The following is a 17,996-nucleotide window of genomic DNA, read 5'->3' on the forward strand; positions in this document are numbered from 1 at the left end:
AATTCCTCCGATAGTGCAGGGCATCGGCCCCTGCAGTAGCGCGGGGCTCGTCCGGGAGCTTCAGGACGCGGCTGCGTCCAGCGCGGCAAGCAGGGCCGCGGCCGCCGCTGCGGGGTCCGGGGCCTCCGTGATGGCCCGGACCACCACCACCCTGTCGGCTCCGGCTTGCGCTACCTGTTCAATGTTGTCCAGACCGATACCGCCGATGGCGAACCAGGGGACCGTGCCTGCGGCCGTGCCGGCGCCGGCTTCGCGGACGGCCCGGGCCGCATACTTCACCAGGTCAAGGCCGACGGCGGCCCTGCCGGGCTTGGTGGGGGTGGCCCAAACGGGGCCCACACAGAAATAGTCCAGACCGCCGTCGGTACCGGCTGCGGCGGCGGAGGCTGTGATGGCGCCGTCGATCTGCCCCGTGGAGTGGGTGGACAATCCGATCTGGCCCGTCCTGCCGATCAGCGTGCGTGCTGACGCCAAAGGAAGGTCCTTTTGCCCGATATGGAACACCGGGGCTCCGGAAAGGACGGCAATATCAGCACGGTCGTTGACCGCCCACAGCCGGCCATGGCGCGCGGCAGCAGCCTTCAGGACCTCCAGAAGTTCCAGTTCCTCCGCCGCTTCGATGGCCTTGTCCCGGAGCTGGATGATGTCCACACCGCCGGCAAACGCCGCATCCACGAAGTCGGCGAAGTCGCCGCGGTCCCGACGGGCGTCGGTGCACAGGTACAGCCGTGCACTGCTGACCGACCCGCTGGGCGCACCGCTGCCGGTGGCGTCAGGGCCGGCGGAAGGGGCTGTGCTCGTGGAAAGGGCTGTGCTGGCGGAAAGGGCGGGGTTCATGGAAACCAGCCTAGTTCCTCTAAACTGGGCTGGTACTGCGGGAGCCCGTGGCAGCTGTCATAAAGCGGCCGGGCTGAGAGGGCGTCAGAGCCGACCGCTTGACCTGATCCGGCTAGTACCGGCGTAGGGAAGGAAACCCATGATCCCCCCATCCGGCAGGGCCCCGTCCGGCAGCCTTCCAAAGGCGCTGCGCGCCGACGTGGCAGTGGTCGGCGGCGGAGTCATCGGCCACGGCATCGCATGGGAAGCCAAGCGCTCCGGGCGTTCCGTGGTCCTGATCGATGACGCGCCAGGCTCCGGCGCCAGCTGGGCAGCCGCCGGCATGCTCGCCCCTGTCAGCGAGCTGCACTACCAGGAGGAAGACCTCCTGGAGCTCATGCTCGAGTCCTCCGGCCAGTGGCCGGCCTTCGCAGCGGACCTTGCTGAGGCAGCGGGCCGGGATCCCGGCTACCTGACGACGACGACCATCGCCGTCGGCGCGGACGCCGCGGACCGCAGGGCACTCATGGACCTGCGGACAGTGCAGCAGGCCAATGGCCTGCCGGTAGAACCCCTCACCGTTCGCGAGGCCAGGAGCAGGGAGGCCCTCCTCAGCCCGGCTGTCTCGTGTGCCCTGGACATCCCCTCCGATCATCAGGTGGACCCGCGGAGGCTCGTGGCGTGCCTGCGGCTTGCATTGGCTGCCCAGCAGGGTGGTTCGGGAACCGCCGTCGACGGTGCCCACGAAGGGTTCGCCGTCGCAGACCGGGCAACGTCCCTTTTGTGGCACGACGGCCGGGTGAGCGGTGTGCGGCTCGCGGGCGGCGGGACGGTGCTTGCCGGCGAAACAGTGGTGGCCAACGGGCTTCAGGCGGCTTCCCTGGAGGACCTGCCGGAAGGGCTCAAGCTGCCGCTGCGCCCGGTCTATGGGGACATCCTCCGGCTGGCGGTTCCACAGCATCTCCGGCCGCTGGTCACGTCCACGGTACGCGGCCTGGTCCACGGTGTTCCGGTGTATATCGTTCCGAGGCAGGACGGCACTGTAGTGATCGGGGCCACCCAGCGTGAGGACGCGCCGTCGGCAGCCGGGGCTGAGGCGGTCTCCGCCGGCGGCGTCTACCGGCTGCTGCGGGACGCCCAGGTCCTGGTGCCCGCCGTCGCCGAGCTGGAACTCCTGGAAAGCACAGCCAGGGCACGCCCAGGCACCCCGGACAACGCCCCGCTGCTGGGCAGGGTACAGGTCCCCGGAAGCCCGGAACACGTGGCCGGGGTGATCATCGCCACCGGGTTCTTCCGCCACGGCGTACTGCTCACTCCAGCAGCGGCCGCCGTCTGCCGGTCACTGATGGACGGCAGCGAGGACGCCCGCTGGCGGGCCTTCAGCCCCGCCAGGTTTTCCCGCAGGCATCAGGACACCTTTGACCTACATAAGGAATCAGCATGAACATCACCCTTAACGGTTCGCAGCATGCCGTGGCCGACGGCGCCTCCATCACCGCCCTGGTCAGCCAGATCACCGGCCGCCCGCTCGCCGCCGACGGTCAGGCGACGGACGGGCAGAAACTCGGCGTGGCCGTGGCGCACAATTCCGAAGTAGTGCCCCGCAGCCGGTGGTACGTCACGGCGCTCGCCGAGGGTGACGACGTGGAACTGGTCACAGCAGTCCAGGGAGGCTGACACCATGACAGAAACCAGCAGCATCAGCACACTGAACCAGCCGGAGCACGCGGACAGCCTGGTCATCGACGGCGTCACGCTCGGGTCCCGCCTCATCATGGGCACCGGCGGTGCGCCCAGCCTTGACGGGCTGGGTGCCGCCCTGCTCGCGTCCGGAACCGAGCTGACCACAGTGGCCATGCGGCGGTATTCGCCGGCCGAAACAGGATCGCTTTTCCAGCTCCTGGTGGACCATGGCATCCGGGTCCTGCCCAACACTGCCGGCTGCTTCACCGCGCGGGACGCCATCACGACGGCGGAACTGGCCCGCGAAGCGCTGGAGACCGACTGGGTCAAACTTGAAGTCATCGCCGACGAGCAGACCCTCCTCCCGGACGCAGTAGAACTCGTGGACGCCACGGAGCAGCTGGTCAACCGCGGGTTCAAAGTGTTCGCCTACACCAACGACGACCCCGTCCTGGCCCTGCGGCTCGAGAACCTTGGGGCCACCGCCGTGATGCCGCTGGGAGCGCCCATCGGGACCGGCCTGGGGATCCTGAATCCGCACAACATCGAGCTGATCGTTTCCCGGGCTTCGGTTCCCGTAGTGCTGGACGCCGGCATCGGCACGGCCTCGGATGCAGCGCTTGCCATGGAACTGGGCTGCGACGCAGTCCTGCTGGCAACCGCCGTGACCCGTGCGCAGAATCCGGCCCGGATGGGCGAGGCCTTCAAACACGCCGTCATCGCCGGTAGGCTGGCGAAGGCGGCCGGGCGGATACCGCGCCGCGAGCACGCCCTGGCGTCATCGGCCATGGAAGGCCGGGCAGAGTTCCTCTAGACCGGCTCCCAGTGCCGTTGGCCGGGACCGGGCTCATCCAGGACGAGCCAAGGAGTCAGCGATGGCCGGCAAGGAAGACATTCTCACCCGCACCCGGATCGACGAAGCCCTCAACGCGCTGCCCGACTGGCGCTACCGCCTGGGCGGACTGGTCACGGTCTTTAAGGCGCCGACGGCGGCCGCCGCGCTGGAGCTGATGGCCGCCGTCGGGCGTCTGGCGGAAGAGCAGAACCATCATCCGGACCTCGACTGGCGCTACAACCGGGTGTTCATCCGCTTCACCTCCCACGACGCAGGAGGCGAGGTCACAGAGCGTGATACCGCGGCGGCGGCAGCCGTGAGCGCCGCTGCTTCGGACGCCGGGGCCACGGCTGAACCAGGACTGTACCGGACCGTGGAACTGGCGATCGACACCCCCGACGCCGGGGAGATCTCCGAGGTGTGGCGCGTGGCCCTGGGATACAAAAAGGGCCAGGGCGGCGATCTGGTGGACCCCTACGGCCGCGGACCGTCGGTGTGGTTCCAGGAAACGCAGACACCCAACAGCAGCCGGATCCATGTGGACATTCACCGGAGCAAAGCCGAATCGGATCCTGTCCTGGCGAAGACGGAAGCCACCGGAGCCTTAATGGACCGTGACCACGCACCCGACTGGGTGGTGGTCACGGATGCGCAGGAAAACCGTCTCTGCCTGTGCACGGAGGAAGGCTACCAGCCTGGCGGCTAGAACCAGGCCAGGCCTAATCCTTACAGCTTGAGCCTGGTCCTTACAGCTTGAGCGCGGCCGTCAGCCGTGCGGTGTCGTGGCGGGCACGGGTCCGGCCGATGTAGATCACCGCCCCTACCGCAGCTGCGGCGCCCAGGGCCATCGGCAGGATCCACGGAATCCACGTCAGGCCGGGCTGGTAACCAAAGCCTGCAGCCATAAAAATGATCCAGCTGAAGGCGCCCACGGCAACGGCAACACCTGCGGGCAGCCCCATGCCGTATTTGGCGTGGCGCTTGTCATTGGCCCAGACGATAAAGCCTGCGGCGGCGGTCACCAGGACAACGATGGTCAGCGAAAGCATGGAATCTCCTCGGAATGCAACTGATGCCCGGCAATGCGGTCAGCCGCGGCGGTGTGCTAGAACTGGCCGAAACCTACCCGGCGCGCTTCTTCGGCGCCGATTTCCACGTAGCCCAGGGCGTTGCCGGGAACGATGATCACGCGCCCCTTGTCATCTTTCAGGCGCAGCTCGCTGCCATTGGTGATGGCATCCTCGACAACTTTGGCAACGGTGTCAGCATCCTGCGCCGATTCCAGCACAATTTCGCGGCCAATGTTCTGTACGCCGATCTTAATTTCCAAAGCGGGGCCTCCCAGCCAATCAAAAGTTTCAGGGTGTTCTCTTATTTGTAGTCTAGGTTTCCTTGGGGAAGCGAGAGATTCCGCGCCAAGCTAAACGGTAGATCAGGTCGCTGGCCACGTCGAGGTCTAGGTTTCCGTCCGTTTCCAGCCAGTAGCGCGCGCTGACCTGTGCCATTCCGGCCAGTCCCCGCCCGAGCAGCTGCGCCTCCATGGGCGGCAGTTTGGTGTCCTCGGCGATCACCCGGGCGACGGCGTCCGCGAAAGTCTTGTTGAAGGTCTCCAGGCGGGAGCTGACATCGGGATCGTTGATAAGGTCCGATTCGAAGACCAGACGGTGCGCCTGGTCATCGCTGGCAATGAACCGGTAGTACGCCCGCATTACGGCCTGAACGCGTTCATCGTTGTCCGTGGTGGAGCTGAGGGCACCCAGCATGAGCTCCGTGAGAGACGTCAGGTGGCTGTCCAGCAAGGCCAGATACAGTTCGCGTTTGGAGGGAAAGTGCTGGTAGAGCACAGGTTTGCTGACATGCGCCGTTTCGGCGATCTCATCCATCGCTGCGCCGTGGTAGCCATTGGCCACAAACACCTCCTGCGCGGCTGCGAGGAGTTGCGCGCGGCGCTCGTCGCGGGGAAGCCGGGCGGATCGCTGGCCGGCGGCGCGCTGCGGGGCGGCCGGTTCGCCGATGGACGCCCGGTCAGTCCGTGCTTCATGGACCACAGTTGTCCTACTTTCCATTGCAGTTACCTCCACTTTACTGCGCGGTAATATGACCGGGCGGTATCTCGGGGCATACATTGAAGTATGGCTTCGACATTCACTGCTAAGGCTTCTTCCGTTTCGCTTGAACCGTTGGTGGAGCCTGCGGCTGATCTGACGCCCGCGGAAGTGGAACGCTATTCAAGGCACCTCATCATTCCCGAGATCGGCGCAGTAGGTCAGCGCCGGCTCAAGAACGCCAAGGTGCTGGTGATCGGCGCCGGGGGACTTGGCTCGCCCGCACTGCTGTACCTCGCAGCCGCAGGTGTCGGCACGCTGGGAATCATCGACGACGACGCCGTTGACCTCAGCAACCTGCAGCGCCAAGTCATCCACGGCGTGGCGGATGTGGGACAGCCCAAGATCGAATCAGCCCGGAACACGATTGCCGGGCTGAATCCTTTGGTGGACGTCCGGCTGCACCACGTCCGGCTGGATGCAACAAACGCACTGGAGCTTTTCGCCGACTACGACCTCATCCTGGACGGTGCGGACAACTTTGCGACACGCTACCTGGTGAACGACGCCGCAGCCATCCTGGGCAAGCCCTACGTCTGGGGTTCGATCTTCCGCTTTGACGGCCAGGTCAGTGTCTTCTGGGAAAAGCATGGACCCACCTACCGCGATCTTTATCCGGAGGCTCCGCCGGCCGGATCCGTCCCCTCCTGTGGAGAGGGCGGCGTGTTCGGGATGCTATGCGCGGCTGTTGGCTCACTCATGGTGACGGAAGCGGTCAAGCTGATCACCGGCGTCGGGCGTTCACTCCTGGGCCGGGTGGCACTCTTCGATGCCCTGGGCGGAAGCTGGCGCGAGATCCGGGTGTCCAAGGACCCGGCCGCGGAACCCATCACTGAGCTGACGGATTACGACGCCTTCTGCGGCATTGCCCCCGCCGCGTCCGCGGACACCGAACACACAGTGACGGCTACCCAACTGGCCACAATGCTGGCGTCACGGAAGGCAGGGCTGAAGGATTTTGACCTGGTGGATGTCCGCGAGTCTGGTGAGCACGACATTGTGAGCATCGACGGATCCGTGCTGATCCCGCAGGGAAGGATCCTGGCGGGGGAGGCCTGGGCTGAGCTTCCCCAGGACAGGGACATCGTGTTCCACTGCAAGGCCGGGACCCGGTCAGCCAATGTCCTGGAGGCCGCCCGGAAGGCCGGATACGAGCGGGTCAGCCATCTCGACGGCGGTATCCTCGCCTGGGTCAGGGACGTGGAGCCGGGCAAACCCGTGTACTAACCTGAGCCCATCAACGACGCTCTCTCACTTATTGCCCCTATTTCAACGATGCTCTCTCACTTCCGCGAAGGAAGTGAGAAAGCGTTGCTGGGGAAGCCGCAGGAAGTGAGAGAGCGTTGCTGGGGAAGCCGCAGGAAGTGAGAGAGCGTTGCTGGGGAAGCCGCAGGAAGTGAGAGAGCGTCGACGCCGGTCAGGCGGTTTCGAGGCCCCGACGGTCCACTGGGCACTCGGCTTGCGCGGCCGCGGCAGGCTGCTCCACTGTAATGCCGTAAAGGGTTTCCAGGGCGGCCACGTAATCGTCCTGCTGGCCGTTTGAGGCAAGTTCGCGTGCCCGCACCGTAGGGACGTGCAGCAACTGCTTCACCATCCGGCGGAGGGCGAACTCCACCTCCTCCGCGGCGGCGGTGCAGCCGTGCCGGGCGCGCACCTTTTCCATCTCCGTGTCGAGGACATTCATGGTGTGCCGGCGCAGGGCAACAATGGCTGAATCCACGGAGCGGGCCTCCCGCTCCTGCTCGAAGGCCCGGGCCGCGCCGGAAACGATCCCGCTGGCCTGGGCCAGGGATTCGGCCTGCTCCTGGGGCGCGGCCAAACGCACGGATTCCAGCGTGAGCAACTCAACGCCGTCGAGCTCTCCGACCTCCGGGTCAAAATCATGGGTGAGTGCGAGGTCGATGGCGATCAGGGGCTGCGTGGACCCTGATCGGACCTCTGCCAGCTCATCGGCCTCCACCCGGGTGTCCGAACCGCTGCAGCCGATCATCACGTCGGCTGCGGCCACGGCCGGCCGAAGGGATTCGTTGTCCAGCGCAGTGCCGCCACGGGTGGCAACAAAGCCCTCCGCACGGCCCGAGGACGAGAAAACCGAGATGTCCGTGCAGCCACGCTCACGGAGCAGAGCCATGGTGGCCCCGGCGTAGGCTCCGGTGCCGAACACCACCACTTTCTTGGCTGACCAGTCCCGGTTCTCGGACAGATCCGTTGCCAGGTCCAGGGCCACCGAAACAATGGACAGCCCCCGGGAGCCGAGGGCAGTCTGGGCACCGACGTCCTTGGCGGTTTTGGAAGCCGCCTGAAACAGCCGGACCAGGCCGGAGCTGGCCGTGCCTTCGTGCTGCGCCGTGATGAGGGCCCGCCGAACCTGGCCGGCGATTTCGCGTTCGCCAACCACGGCGGAATCGAGTCCGGCGCTGACGGCAAAAAGATGCTGGCTGACTTCGGAGCCGGTCCGGGTACTGAAGGACCGGGATACCAACTGTTCGTTGAGGCCGCTGAGATCGCTGATCTGGGCCACCAGTGCCGCGCGGGCTGCCTCCACATCGTCCGCATGGGGCGCTTCGCCGTAGATTTCGTAGCGGTTGCAGGTGGCAAGCACCACCGCACCCGTCACTGCCGGCGATCCGGAGAGTGCGGATGTGGCGACCCCGGAAGCACCGTTGCTCAGTTGAGCAACGGTCTCAAGGTCGATGTCGGCGTGTGTAGCCACCAATGAAAAAAGAACCACAGCAGATCAATCATAGCTTTTTCGTTGCTCGGTAGAACAACCCGCCGGGCCTGGACCGGCCGGCTGGCGATGTGATCCCTGCCACGGGACCGGCGGAAGTGCTCCAGATGACAGACTGTCGTTATCTTTTGCAGCCGATTTTGGGCACAATCGAAGGCATGACTCCTAGCCCTGCCGTGCCTCATGCCGTGTCTAATGACGGTGCCCTTGCTGCAGGCCATCCGTTGATGGACGGCCGCACCGCAGATTCTCCGCTGATCACGGCGTACCGGGGCGGCAAGCCGTCCCGCCGTCCTGTGTGGTTCATGCGTCAGGCCGGGCGTTCGCTGCCTGAGTACCTCAAGATACGTGAAGGCGTGGCCATGCTGGACTCCTGCCTCCGGCCCGAACTGGCATCGGAGATCACGCTGCAGCCGGTGCGCCGGCACGACGTCGATGCGGCCATCTTCTTCTCCGACATTGTGATTCCGCTGAAGCTCGCCGGCGTCGGTGTGGACATTGTGCCGGGGGTGGGCCCCGTACTGGAGAAGCCGGTGCGCACCGCGGCCGATGTTGCCGCCTTGCCGCAGCTCACATGGGAAGCGTTGGAACCCATCAGGGAAGCCGTACGCCTGACCGTGGCGGAACTGGGCAAGACCCCGCTCATCGGCTTCGCTGGAGCCCCGTTCACACTGGCCGCCTACATGGTTGAAGGCAAGCCGTCCCGCGACCACCTGGGGCCGCGCACCATGATGCACGCAGATCCGGACACCTGGACGGCTCTGGCCAACTGGGCTGCCGACGCCTCCGGACTTTTCCTCCGCGCCCAGTTGGAAGCCGGCGCCTCCGCGGGGCAGCTGTTTGATTCCTGGGCCGGTTCGCTGGGGCTGGCCGACTACACCAAGTACGTGGCGCCCGCCTCTGCGCGGGCACTGGACCACGTCCGGCACCTCGGTGCGCCGCTGGTCCACTTCGGCACCGGAACCTCGGAATTGCTGGTGGCCATGCGCGACGTGGGCGTGGATGTGGTGGGGGTGGATTACCGCCTTCCGCTGGATGAGGCGAACCGCCGTCTTGGCGGCACCGTGCCCCTTCAGGGAAACATCGATCCCGCACTGCTGTCCGCCCCCTGGGAGGTCTTGGAAACCCATGTCCGTGAAGTGATCGCGGCCGGTTCCACAGCGCCCGGGCATGTGCTGAACCTCGGCCACGGTGTGCCGCCAGAAACAGATCCCGCCGTCCTGACCCGGGTTGTTGAACTCATCCACTCCATTTCCCCGGAGTAGGCCCGTGGACAACTCGCCTGAGAGAACGGGACGAGGCGCTGACGTGGGTGATTCACCGGCCAAGACTGCACTCGTGGCGGGGGGTGGGATTTCAGGCCTGCTGGCCGCACGGGACTTGTCCATGGCCGGGTACGCCGTGACAGTCCTCGAAGCCAGCGACACTTGGGGCGGTTGTGTCGGCAGCCACGTGGTGGCCGGCCTCACGCTCGACAGCGGCGCTGAGTCCTTTGCCACCCGCTCCTCAGCGGTGGCAGACCTTGCCGCCGAACTGGGACTGGCCGAAAAAATCGTTGCCCCCCGGCCGGGAGGGGCCTGGGTCCAGCTTCCGGACGGTCCCCGCGAACTGCCCAAAACCGGCGTCCTGGGTATTCCCGCCAACCCCTGGGACCCGGAGGTGCGGCGTTCACTGGGTTTCCTCGGCTCGCTTCGGGCGTCTCTGGACAAATACCTGCCCGCATCCCTTGGGACTTCGGCCGACGTCACCAGCGTGTCATCGCTGGTGCGCGCACGGATGGGCCGCCGCGTGCTGGACCGACTCGTGGCTCCGGTGGTGGGGGGAGTGCACTCCGCCGATCCAGGCCTCCTCGACGTGGACATGGTGGCGCCCGGGCTTCGGGCGGGACTCCGCCTGCATGGCTCGCTGGCCGCCGCCGTCGCCGCCCAACGCCGCGGCCCCGTCACTCCGCCGCCGGCTGAAGCTCCGCCGTCGGCCGCGCCGTCACCACCTGCCGCGCCGTCGATTGCCAAGGCGGGCTCAGCCGTCGCCGGCCTTGAAGGCGGCATGCATATTCTGATCTCCGCGTTGCTGGGCGTGCTCCGGGACCGCGGCGTAACGCTGCTGCATGGCTGCCGTGCGGACGCGGTCGCCCGGACAGCGGCCGGTTGGCGCGTCACAGCGGGACATGAAACGTACGACGCCGGTCTGCTAGTGGTGGCGCTCGACGGCCCCGCCGCCGTCGGGCTGCTGGCTGAGGCACTGCCCGGACTCGCCGGGAAAAGCCCGGAAGGCGGACCCGATGTCAGGCTCGTCACACTCGTGGTGGACGTTCCGGAACTGGACCGCAGGCCACGGGGCACCGGAATCCTGGTGGCCCCCCAGACCCGAGGCATCGAGGCAAAAGCGTTGACCCATGCAACCGGGAAGTGGGATTGGCTCGCTGCCGCGGCGGGGCCGGGCACGCACGTCCTTCGCCTCTCGTACGGGCGCGTCGACGGGTCCCCGTCCGGCACCGGCGGACCCTCCACCGACAATGAACTGCTGGCCGCGTCGCTGCGGGACGCCTCGGCGCTGCTGGACGTGCCAGTCGAGTCGGAAGACGTCATCGGCTGGGACGTGGTCAGATGGCAGGGGGCGCTGCCCTTCGCTGCCGTGGGCCACAAGGCCCGGGTGGCAGACGTGCGACGAACCTGCACCCAGGCGGGCAGCCTCAGCGTGGTGGGCGGATGGGTGGCAGGGAACGGACTTGCGGCCGTTGTGGACGACACGCGGGACCAGATCCGCAGGCTTCTCAACTGAGCGTTGCCCTTGTTCAGCGCGCTGCCAGCCCCTCAAACATGCTCCGACAGTGCCGCCGCTGACTTTCATTTCACCCGCCGATGTGGCTAGGGTCGGTAACTATGGTTGATTACAGGTCCGAACTTTCACGTTCCCGGACCGGTATCCATGGGGGAATTCGACGCGGCACAGCAGCCGCCGCAGTCGGGGCGGTACTGGTCCTTTCGGCGGGGATTCCCGCGTCACAGGCAGCAGATGGCAGTCCTGATTCCGGAGAGCCGGAAGTCCAGGTCACCGCTACTGGGGAGCTGGCAGTAGTGGACGGACTGCTGCAGGGGTTGCTCGGTTCCGGCACCCAACCGGCCTCGCCGAAACCTACCGCCACCACTTCCTCGCCTGCCGGCACTGTTTCCCCGTCGCCGACTCCCATATCGCCAGTTGCCCCGGCTCCCACCGCCGTTTCCCAGCCGCCTGCCACCAGCAGCACCAACGCCGCCCAGGCCGTCCCCACGGGTACGATGCAGGGTGCTGCCTCGGGGACAGTGCCGTCACCTCAGGGGGCCGGTTCCGGACTCCAGACAGGCTCCGAGCAGCAGCCCGCTGACCAGCAAGGCCCTGCCGCGGCAGAGTCCGGTGCGACCGACGAACCCACGCCCGGCGTAACCGCTCCAACGGCCGGATCCACGTCCCGCAGCGCCAGCCTCCAGGCCGCAGGAACCCCGGCGGTCAGCCGGCAGGGGATGGCTCCCGCGCCGCAGCCGGCGGTGGAGGCAGCCAAAGTATGGCTGGGAGTGGGCCTGCTGGGTACAGCGGGAGCCGCGGGACTTGTCTTCGCCAGGATCCGACGGATCTAGCCGGCGCGGACCGTCCTTCCCGTGATGGCCGGACCTGAATCTGTGAAATACAACACTTCTACGCCATGTAGAAGTCATCAGTTTCGACTTGGCGCAGAGGAAGGGGCAAACTGGTAAGCATGAGCCACACTTCTGCCGAATCTGTCACTAAAACCGATGAATCAGCCGAGCAGTTTTTCACCCTCTGGACTGTTTTCAAGCGGTCTGCTGACGTGTTGCGCAGCGGCGATGCTGCCGAAGACTTCGATGCGCTGCTGTCCCGCTTGGCCGAGGCCGGTGTGACCCACCGCGGAAGCTATGACGTCTCGGCCATGCGCGCCGACGCCGACGTTATGGTGTGGCTCCATGGCGCTAAGCCCGAAGCCTTGCAGCAGGCCATCCGCGATATCCGCCGCAGCAAGCTCTTCGCGGGGACGGAAATTGTCTGGTCCGCCATGGGCGTGCACCGCGAGGCCGAGTTCGCCAAGAACCACACGCCCGCCTATTCACGCGGTGTCGAACCGGCCGAATGGCTCTGCGTCTACCCGTTTGTTCGCTCCTACGAGTGGTACCTCCTGCCCGAGGCCGAGCGCGGCAAGATGCTTCGCGACCACGGAATGCTGGGCCGCGAGTTCCCGCAGGTCATCTCCAACACGGTGTCCTCCTTCGCGCTGGGGGACTGGGAATGGATCCTGGGCCTGGAAGCTCCCGACCTGGTTGACCTCGTTGACCTGATGCGGCACCTCCGTTCCACCGAGGCCCGCAACCACGTGCGGGAGGAAATCCCGTTCTACACCGGCCGCCGCATCGCAGCAGCGGAGATTGCCGAGGTCCTCGCGTGAGCCCGCTGGATCCCCGGACAACGGCGGCCGCCGGGACCACGGTGAATCCCGTTACCGAAGCCGGACGGATGGCGCCCAAAGACTACGATGCCGTCCTGCTCGCCTCCTTCGGCGGGCCCGAGGGCCAAGAGGACGTCATCCCGTTCCTCCGTAACGTCACGCGGGGCCGCGGCATCCCGGATGAGCGGCTCGAAGAGGTTTCGCACCACTACCGCGCCAACGGCGGCATCAGCCCCATCAACCAGCAGAACCGCGAGCTCAAGGCCGCCCTGGAAGCGGAGCTCGCCGCCCGCGGCATTGTGCTTCCTGTGCTCTGGGGCAACCGCAACTGGGCCCCCTACATCCCGCAGACTCTGCAGGAAGCGTACGACGCCGGACACCGCAAGCTGCTCATGATCACCACGAGCGCCTACTCCTGTTACTCCAGCTGCCGCCAGTACCGCGAGGACATCGGCATGGCGCTGACCGAAACCGGACTGGACGGCCGGCTTGAGGTGGACAAGGTACGCCAGTATTTCGACCACCCTGGCTTCGTGGAGCCGTTTATCGAAGGAACGGCTGCCGGCCTGGCCGAGGTCCGTGCCCAGCTGGCCGCTGCCGGCAGCCCGGACGCCCCCATGCACATCCTGTTCGCCACGCATTCCATCCCCACCCGCGACGCCGAGGCCGCCGGACGCTCGGAGGCCGAGCCGCGCGACTTCGAAGAAGGGTCGGCGTACGTCGCCCAGCACCTTGCGACGGGCGCGGCAGTCATGAGCCGGGTTGAGGCCGAATCAGGCCAGACCGCACCGTGGTCCCTGGTGTACCAGTCCCGCTCCGGCGCCCCGCACGTCCCGTGGCTGGAGCCGGACATCAACGATGCCATCGAGGAACTGGCTGGGACAGGTGTCAAGGGAATCGTCATTGTGCCGCTGGGATTCGTCAGCGACCACATGGAGGTTGTCTGGGATTTGGACACCGAAGCCCTGGAGACCTGCAGCAAGCTGGGCCTTGCCGCCATCCGCGTACCCACCCCCGGCACGCACCGCACCTTCGTGAGCGGGCTGGTGGACCTCATCTCGGAACGGACGCTGTCCAACAACATCAGCGACCGCCCGGCCATGACCAAGCTGGGTCCCTGGTATGACGTCTGCCAGCCTGGGTGCTGCGCCAACTTCCGCGGTGAGAAGCCGACCATCGCCGGCGCTGACACCACCGTTGGTACCGGACACGACGCGTACCCGGCTGCCACGGCAGGCCTGGCCGGGGGAGCAGGCATCCAGTGACCGTCCGGATCGGAACCAGGGCAAGCAAGCTCGCCCTGACGCAGACACAGCAGACTGCTGACCGGCTGGCCGCCGTCGGAGGTTTCGCGGTTGAACTGGTGCGCATCCGCACCGACGGCGACATCCTCAAAGGTTCGCTGTCCCAGATGGGTGGCACGGGGGTATTTGTGACCGCGCTCCGTGACGCCCTGCTGCGGAACGAGTGCGATGTCGCGGTCCACTCGCTCAAGGACCTGCCCACCGGCGCGCCCGTTGGACTGACGCTGGCAGCCACGCCACGCCGGGTCGATGTGCGTGATGTCCTCTGCTCACGCGACGGCCTGAAGCTGTCAGACCTGCCTTCGGGCGCCACCGTGGGAACAGGTTCGCCCCGCCGTGCGGCACAACTCCGTGCGGCCCGGCCGGACCTGCAGATCATCGATATCCGCGGCAACGTGGACACCCGGCTGGGCCGGGTTCCCGGGCTGCCGGGGAACACCACGGACCAGGTTGTGCCGGGCAAATCCTGCGACCTTGACGCCGTTGTCCTGGCCGCGGCGGGGCTTGAGCGGATCAGCAGGTTGGACGCTGTCAGTGAGTTCCTCGAAACGGATGTGATGCTCCCGGCTGCCGGACAGGGCTCGCTGGCCATTGAATGCCGGACCGCCGACGCGCCCCGCAAGGCAGGTTCAACCGAAGGCTCCCAGGGCGTCCTTGCCCAGGCCCTCGCGGCGCTGGACGATCCGGACACCAGGCTTGCCGTCACCGCCGAGCGCGCGCTCCTTGCCCGGCTCGAAGCCGGCTGCGCCGCGCCGGTGGGCGCCTATGCGTACCGCAAGGGCAGCATGTTGCACCTCGAAGCCGTGGTCTGTGCTGTGGATGGGACGGCTTCGGTCCGCGACAAGCGTGCTACAGACGGACTGACCGAGGTAGGCGCCACGCTGCTTGGCATTGAACTGGCCGAGGTCCTCCTTGCCGGCGGCGCCGCCGACATCGCAGACCTCCAGGCCTCCTGATCCGGGCCGTGCGTACGCGGCCCCGGGCGGCTTGAGATGGCAGGCCAGGACAGCATCGAAGGGCGCCAGCCGCAACATCGTCCGCTGGCACATGCACGTGTCCTGATCACCCGCAGCCCCGAACGGTCACTGACTCTGCTCGCGGCCCTGGAACAGGCCGGTGCAGAAGCCCTGTTGCTTCCGCTCATTGATTTTGAGCGCGCCCCGGACCAGCATTCCCTTGACGTGGCCTGCGACGCGCTGGGCGCGGGCGCCTTTGACTGGCTGGTGGTCAGCAGCGCCACCACTGTGCATGTCCTCAGGGACAAGGCGGCCGAACGGGGCCTCACCCTTGGCGGCTGGATGCCGGCCTCAACCCGCGTGGCCGCCATCGGACCCGCCTCCCGCAGCCTGCTTGAAGCGGACGGCGTTGCCGTGGCGCTGACACCCGAAGATTCGCAGTCCGCCGCCGGCCTGCTGGCCGTCTGGCCGGAGAATGCAGGAAAAGTGCTCCTGCCGCAGGCCGACATCGCCGCCCCTCGGCTGGCGGAGGGACTGGCTGCCGCCGGGGCAGCCGTGACGGTCGTCCCGGCGTACCGGACCGTGGACTATCCGGCGGACGAGGAACGCAGGCTGCCCCTCAATCCGCCGGTGGACGTACCGCCCGGGAAGTCAGGACGTCCCCCGGCCCCGCCGTCGTACAAGCTGCTGAGTCCGGAAGGCGCCCGGGCGGAGGTGGCAGCCGGCCGGCTGCACGCCGTCGTCGCCGCGTCACCAAGCGCCGTACGGCGCATCCACGGCGCGCTTTCGCCCCTGGGCGGCTGCCGCTTTGTGGCCATCGGGCGGTCGACGGCGGACGAGGCTGCCGCACTTGGCCTTGAGGTGGCGGCCGTTGCGGCAAGGCCCACGCCGGAAGGGCTGGTCATCGCCATTTCCGAAGCCTTGAACTCCCGCAAAGCGCCGCCCTGATCCGGGCCGCAGCGCAGGACTCCCAACGCACACTGAAACGACGTGAAGGACAGATCATGAGTTTTCCCAACCAACGCCCGCGCCGCCTCCGCACCACCGCGGCGATGCGCAGGTTGACCGCTGAAACCCGGCTGGCCCCCGCTGAGCTGATTCTGCCTGCCTTCATCAGGGAGGGCCTCACGCAGCCGAACCCGATCACGTCCATGCCCGGCGTGGTGCAGCACACCACAGACACCCTCAAGCGGGCCGCTGCAGAGGCCGTTGAGCTCGGCGTCGGAGGCATCATGCTCTTCGGTATACCGGCCGTCAGGGATGCCGAAGGCAGTGCCTCCCTGGATCCCGACGGAGTGCTCAATAAGGCAATCCGCGATGTCCGCTCCGAAGTGGGCGATGAGCTGGTGATCATGAGTGATGTCTGCCTGGACGAATTCACAGACCATGGACACTGCGGAGTGCTGGATGCCGCAGGGTACGTGGACAACGACCGGACGGTGGAGATCTACGCCAGAATGGCCGTGGCGCAGGCCGACGCCGGAGCCCACATGTTGGGCCCTTCGGGGATGATGGACGGCCAGGTCGCGGCCATCCGCCGGGCGCTGGACCAGGCCGGACACACCAGCACGTCCGTGGTGGCGTACGCCGCCAAGTACGCCTCGGCGTTCTACGGCCCGTTCCGCGAGGCCGTGGATTCGCAGCTCAAGGGGGACAGGCGGACCTACCAGATGGATTCCGGAAACCGCCGCGAGGCCATCCGGGAAGTTGAGCTGGACCTCGCCGAAGGTGCGGACATCGTGATGGTCAAACCCGCCATGAGCTATCTGGACATCGTGGCCGACGTGGCCGCCATGAGCCCGGTCCCTGTTGCGGCGTACCAGATTTCCGGGGAGTACGCCATGATCGAGGCCGCCGCCGCCAACGGCTGGATTGACCGCCGTGCAGCCATTACCGAATCCGTGTTGGGCATCAGGCGGGCGGGCGCGGACATGGTGCTGACCTACTGGGCGTCCGAGCTCGCCGGCTGGCTGAAGGAATCCTGATGGCGGAGAACCCCGAAACCGCTCCCGCAGGCCCGGCGGTGATTTCTGAACGCAATACCACGGCGCCGGTCGGTCCGGACCGGATCCTGCTGGGCCTGAACACGTTCGGCGACGTGGGAGTTTTCCCTGACGGGCACCCCGTCCCGCACGCCCAGGTGCTGCGCCAGCTCCTTGAACAGGCCGAACTCGCGGACGAGGTTGGCCTCCACGCTTTTGCTGTGGGGGAGCACCATCGCAAGGACTTCGCGGTGTCGGCGCCGGAAGTATTCCTCGCGGCTGCGGCGGCCCGGACCAAGAACATCCGGTTGGGCTCGGCCGTGACCGTGCTCAGTTCGGATGACCCCATCCGGGTGTTCCAGCGCTTCGCTACTGTGGACGCCCTGGCCAACGGCCGGGCGGAGATTATGCTTGGCCGTGGATCCTTCATCGAGTCCTTCCCTCTGTTCGGCCTCGACTTGGCGGACTACGAGCTCCTGTTCGAGGAGAAGCTGGCGCTTTTTGACAAGGTCCGCGCGCAGAAACCCGTGCACTGGGAAGGGCGCACGCGGTCCGCAATTAATGGCCTGAGCGTCTATCCGCCGCTGGAACACCACCTGCTGCCGGCCTGGATCGGGGTGGGAGGGACGCCCGAATCCGTACTCCGGTGCGCCCAGTACGGCTATCCCATCATCTTCGCCATCATCGGCGGACAACCGCGGTCCTTCACGCCGCTTGCCAACCTCTACCGCGAGGCTATGGAAAAGTACGGCCATCCCATGCAGCAAATGGCCACACATTCCCCGGGCCACGTTGCGGCCACCGATGAGGAGGCCCGGGAAGAGTTCTTTCCGCACTGGCTGGAACAGCGGAACCGGATCGGGCGTGAGCGCGGCTGGGGCCCGGCCAGCAGGGGAGAATTCGACGCGATGTGCACGCCGGAGGGAGCCCTGTACGTCGGCTCGCCGGAAACAGTCGCGGCGAAGATCGTCCTGCTCAAGAAGAACCTGGGCGTCGATCGATTCGACCTCAAGTACAGCAACGGCACGCTGCCCCACGCGGCAATGATGCGCTCCATCGAGCTGTTCGGCACCGAAGTGGCCCCGCGTGTGGCCGCCCTTTTGGCCGGAGGGTCACCGGCCCAGTGAAAGCACCTGAAAGAATAGGATC

General features: G+C 66.7%; 19 protein-coding genes and 1 riboswitch. Of the genes, 14 read left to right on the plus strand and 5 right to left on the minus strand.

The genetic code is table 11. The features are described 5' to 3' along the window. Positions 1–60: 60 nt before the first annotated feature. The gene (gene thiE / locus QFZ30_RS05250) at positions 61–837 is read right to left on the minus strand and encodes a thiamine phosphate synthase (RefSeq protein ID WP_307074134.1); all 777 of its coding nucleotides are present in this window, start codon (positions 835–837) and stop codon (positions 61–63) included. 27 nt (positions 838–864) lie between these two features. Continuing rightward, a riboswitch (TPP riboswitch) is annotated at positions 865–984 on the plus strand. Between thiE and thiO the strand changes: the two genes are divergently transcribed. The 4 genes from thiO (at position 977) to QFZ30_RS05270 (ending at position 4,040) form a co-directional block, all read left to right on the plus strand. Further along, the gene (thiO, locus tag QFZ30_RS05255; RefSeq protein WP_307074136.1) at positions 977–2,260 is read left to right on the plus strand and encodes a glycine oxidase ThiO; all 1,284 of its coding nucleotides are present in this window, start codon (positions 977–979) and stop codon (positions 2,258–2,260) included. (Overlaps the previous riboswitch by 8 nt.) Then, entirely contained in the window at positions 2,257–2,493 is a 237-nt protein-coding gene (gene thiS, locus QFZ30_RS05260; RefSeq protein ID WP_307074138.1) for a sulfur carrier protein ThiS, read from the plus strand. Before thiO ends, thiS begins: the two co-directional genes overlap by 4 nt. A 4-nt stretch (positions 2,494–2,497) precedes the next feature. Next, positions 2,498–3,313 carry a thiazole synthase gene (locus QFZ30_RS05265; protein ID WP_307074140.1) on the plus strand — a complete coding sequence of 272 codons (816 nt, stop codon included), beginning with the start codon at positions 2,498–2,500 and terminating at the stop codon, positions 3,311–3,313. 61 nt (positions 3,314–3,374) lie between these two features. Next, complete coding sequence (locus QFZ30_RS05270; protein WP_307074142.1) at positions 3,375–4,040, plus strand: 4a-hydroxytetrahydrobiopterin dehydratase; 666 nt, start codon at positions 3,375–3,377, stop codon at positions 4,038–4,040. A gap of 40 nt (positions 4,041–4,080) precedes the next feature. Here QFZ30_RS05270 and QFZ30_RS05275 read toward each other — a convergent pair whose 3' ends face one another. From QFZ30_RS05275 to QFZ30_RS05285, 3 genes are read right to left on the minus strand one after another with little or no spacing between them, the layout of a single operon-like run. Next, on the minus strand, positions 4,081–4,383 hold the full coding sequence (locus QFZ30_RS05275; RefSeq protein ID WP_307074144.1) for a hypothetical protein: 303 nt from the start codon (positions 4,381–4,383) through the stop codon (positions 4,081–4,083). A 56-nt stretch (positions 4,384–4,439) separates the two neighbouring features. Beyond that, positions 4,440–4,664 carry a DUF3107 domain-containing protein gene (locus tag QFZ30_RS05280; RefSeq protein WP_307074146.1) on the minus strand — a complete coding sequence of 75 codons (225 nt, stop codon included), beginning with the start codon at positions 4,662–4,664 and terminating at the stop codon, positions 4,440–4,442. Positions 4,665–4,716: 52 nt separating this feature from the next. Continuing rightward, on the minus strand, positions 4,717–5,382 hold the full coding sequence (locus QFZ30_RS05285; protein WP_307080056.1) for a TetR/AcrR family transcriptional regulator: 666 nt from the start codon (positions 5,380–5,382) through the stop codon (positions 4,717–4,719). Between the two features lie 84 nt (positions 5,383–5,466). Between QFZ30_RS05285 and moeB the strand changes: the two genes are divergently transcribed. Further along, positions 5,467–6,666, plus strand: coding sequence for a molybdopterin-synthase adenylyltransferase MoeB (gene moeB / locus QFZ30_RS05290; RefSeq protein ID WP_307074148.1), 1,200 nt, complete (start codon positions 5,467–5,469; stop codon positions 6,664–6,666). A gap of 190 nt (positions 6,667–6,856) precedes the next feature. On the opposite strand, the gene QFZ30_RS05295 is transcribed toward moeB, so the two are convergent. Next, the gene (locus QFZ30_RS05295) at positions 6,857–8,170 is read right to left on the minus strand and encodes a glutamyl-tRNA reductase (protein ID WP_307074150.1); all 1,314 of its coding nucleotides are present in this window, start codon (positions 8,168–8,170) and stop codon (positions 6,857–6,859) included. A gap of 158 nt (positions 8,171–8,328) precedes the next feature. Here QFZ30_RS05295 and hemE point away from each other — a divergent pair, with 158 nt between their 5' ends. The 9 genes from hemE (at position 8,329) to QFZ30_RS05340 (ending at position 17,974) form a co-directional block, all read left to right on the plus strand. Continuing rightward, positions 8,329–9,435, plus strand: a complete 1,107-nt coding sequence (gene hemE, locus QFZ30_RS05300) for a uroporphyrinogen decarboxylase (protein ID WP_307074152.1) — start codon at positions 8,329–8,331, stop codon at positions 9,433–9,435. 43 nt (positions 9,436–9,478) lie between these two features. After that, positions 9,479–10,951, plus strand: coding sequence for a protoporphyrinogen/coproporphyrinogen oxidase (locus QFZ30_RS05305; RefSeq protein WP_307074154.1), 1,473 nt, complete (start codon positions 9,479–9,481; stop codon positions 10,949–10,951). A 101-nt stretch (positions 10,952–11,052) separates the two neighbouring features. Continuing rightward, positions 11,053–11,784, plus strand: coding sequence for a hypothetical protein (locus QFZ30_RS05310; protein ID WP_307074156.1), 732 nt, complete (start codon positions 11,053–11,055; stop codon positions 11,782–11,784). Between the two features lie 119 nt (positions 11,785–11,903). Continuing rightward, positions 11,904–12,605 carry a hydrogen peroxide-dependent heme synthase gene (gene hemQ, locus QFZ30_RS05315; RefSeq protein WP_307074158.1) on the plus strand — a complete coding sequence of 234 codons (702 nt, stop codon included), beginning with the start codon at positions 11,904–11,906 and terminating at the stop codon, positions 12,603–12,605. Further along, positions 12,602–13,870 carry a ferrochelatase gene (locus tag QFZ30_RS05320; RefSeq protein WP_373462814.1) on the plus strand — a complete coding sequence of 423 codons (1,269 nt, stop codon included), beginning with the start codon at positions 12,602–12,604 and terminating at the stop codon, positions 13,868–13,870. Before hemQ ends, QFZ30_RS05320 begins: the two co-directional genes overlap by 4 nt. After that, complete coding sequence (hemC, locus tag QFZ30_RS05325) at positions 13,867–14,865, plus strand: hydroxymethylbilane synthase (protein ID WP_307074161.1); 999 nt, start codon at positions 13,867–13,869, stop codon at positions 14,863–14,865. The genes QFZ30_RS05320 and hemC overlap by 4 nt, the downstream gene beginning before the upstream one ends. 36 nt (positions 14,866–14,901) lie before the next feature. Further along, positions 14,902–15,813, plus strand: a complete 912-nt coding sequence (locus QFZ30_RS05330) for a uroporphyrinogen-III synthase (RefSeq protein WP_307074163.1) — start codon at positions 14,902–14,904, stop codon at positions 15,811–15,813. A gap of 56 nt (positions 15,814–15,869) precedes the next feature. Continuing rightward, on the plus strand, positions 15,870–16,850 hold the full coding sequence (hemB, locus tag QFZ30_RS05335; protein WP_307074165.1) for a porphobilinogen synthase: 981 nt from the start codon (positions 15,870–15,872) through the stop codon (positions 16,848–16,850). Continuing rightward, positions 16,850–17,974, plus strand: coding sequence for an LLM class flavin-dependent oxidoreductase (locus QFZ30_RS05340; RefSeq protein WP_307074167.1), 1,125 nt, complete (start codon positions 16,850–16,852; stop codon positions 17,972–17,974). Before hemB ends, QFZ30_RS05340 begins: the two co-directional genes overlap by 1 nt. Positions 17,975–17,996: the final 22 nt, after the last annotated feature.

The sequence above is a fragment of the Arthrobacter pascens genome (genome assembly GCF_030815585.1).
GTDB lineage: Bacteria > Actinomycetota > Actinomycetes > Actinomycetales > Micrococcaceae > Arthrobacter > Arthrobacter pascens_A.

Excerpts from the sequence above, each read along its gene's own strand:
- thiE (WP_307074134.1), bottom strand. The coding sequence starts at position 837 with ATGAACCCCGCCCTTTCCGCCAGCACAGCCCTTTCCACGAGCACAGCC.
- thiO (WP_307074136.1), top strand. The coding sequence starts at position 977 with ATGATCCCCCCATCCGGCAGGGCCCCGTCCGGCAGCCTTCCAAAGGCG.
- thiS (WP_307074138.1), top strand. The coding sequence starts at position 2,257 with ATGAACATCACCCTTAACGGTTCGCAGCATGCCGTGGCCGACGGCGCC.
- QFZ30_RS05265 (WP_307074140.1), top strand. The coding sequence starts at position 2,498 with ATGACAGAAACCAGCAGCATCAGCACACTGAACCAGCCGGAGCACGCG.
- QFZ30_RS05270 (WP_307074142.1), top strand. The coding sequence starts at position 3,375 with ATGGCCGGCAAGGAAGACATTCTCACCCGCACCCGGATCGACGAAGCC.
- QFZ30_RS05275 (WP_307074144.1), bottom strand. The coding sequence starts at position 4,383 with ATGCTTTCGCTGACCATCGTTGTCCTGGTGACCGCCGCCGCAGGCTTT.
- moeB (WP_307074148.1), top strand. The coding sequence starts at position 5,467 with ATGGCTTCGACATTCACTGCTAAGGCTTCTTCCGTTTCGCTTGAACCG.
- hemE (WP_307074152.1), top strand. The coding sequence starts at position 8,329 with ATGACTCCTAGCCCTGCCGTGCCTCATGCCGTGTCTAATGACGGTGCC.
- QFZ30_RS05310 (WP_307074156.1), top strand. The coding sequence starts at position 11,053 with ATGGTTGATTACAGGTCCGAACTTTCACGTTCCCGGACCGGTATCCAT.
- hemQ (WP_307074158.1), top strand. The coding sequence starts at position 11,904 with ATGAGCCACACTTCTGCCGAATCTGTCACTAAAACCGATGAATCAGCC.
- QFZ30_RS05330 (WP_307074163.1), top strand. The coding sequence starts at position 14,902 with ATGGCAGGCCAGGACAGCATCGAAGGGCGCCAGCCGCAACATCGTCCG.
- hemB (WP_307074165.1), top strand. The coding sequence starts at position 15,870 with ATGAGTTTTCCCAACCAACGCCCGCGCCGCCTCCGCACCACCGCGGCG.
- QFZ30_RS05340 (WP_307074167.1), top strand. The coding sequence starts at position 16,850 with ATGGCGGAGAACCCCGAAACCGCTCCCGCAGGCCCGGCGGTGATTTCT.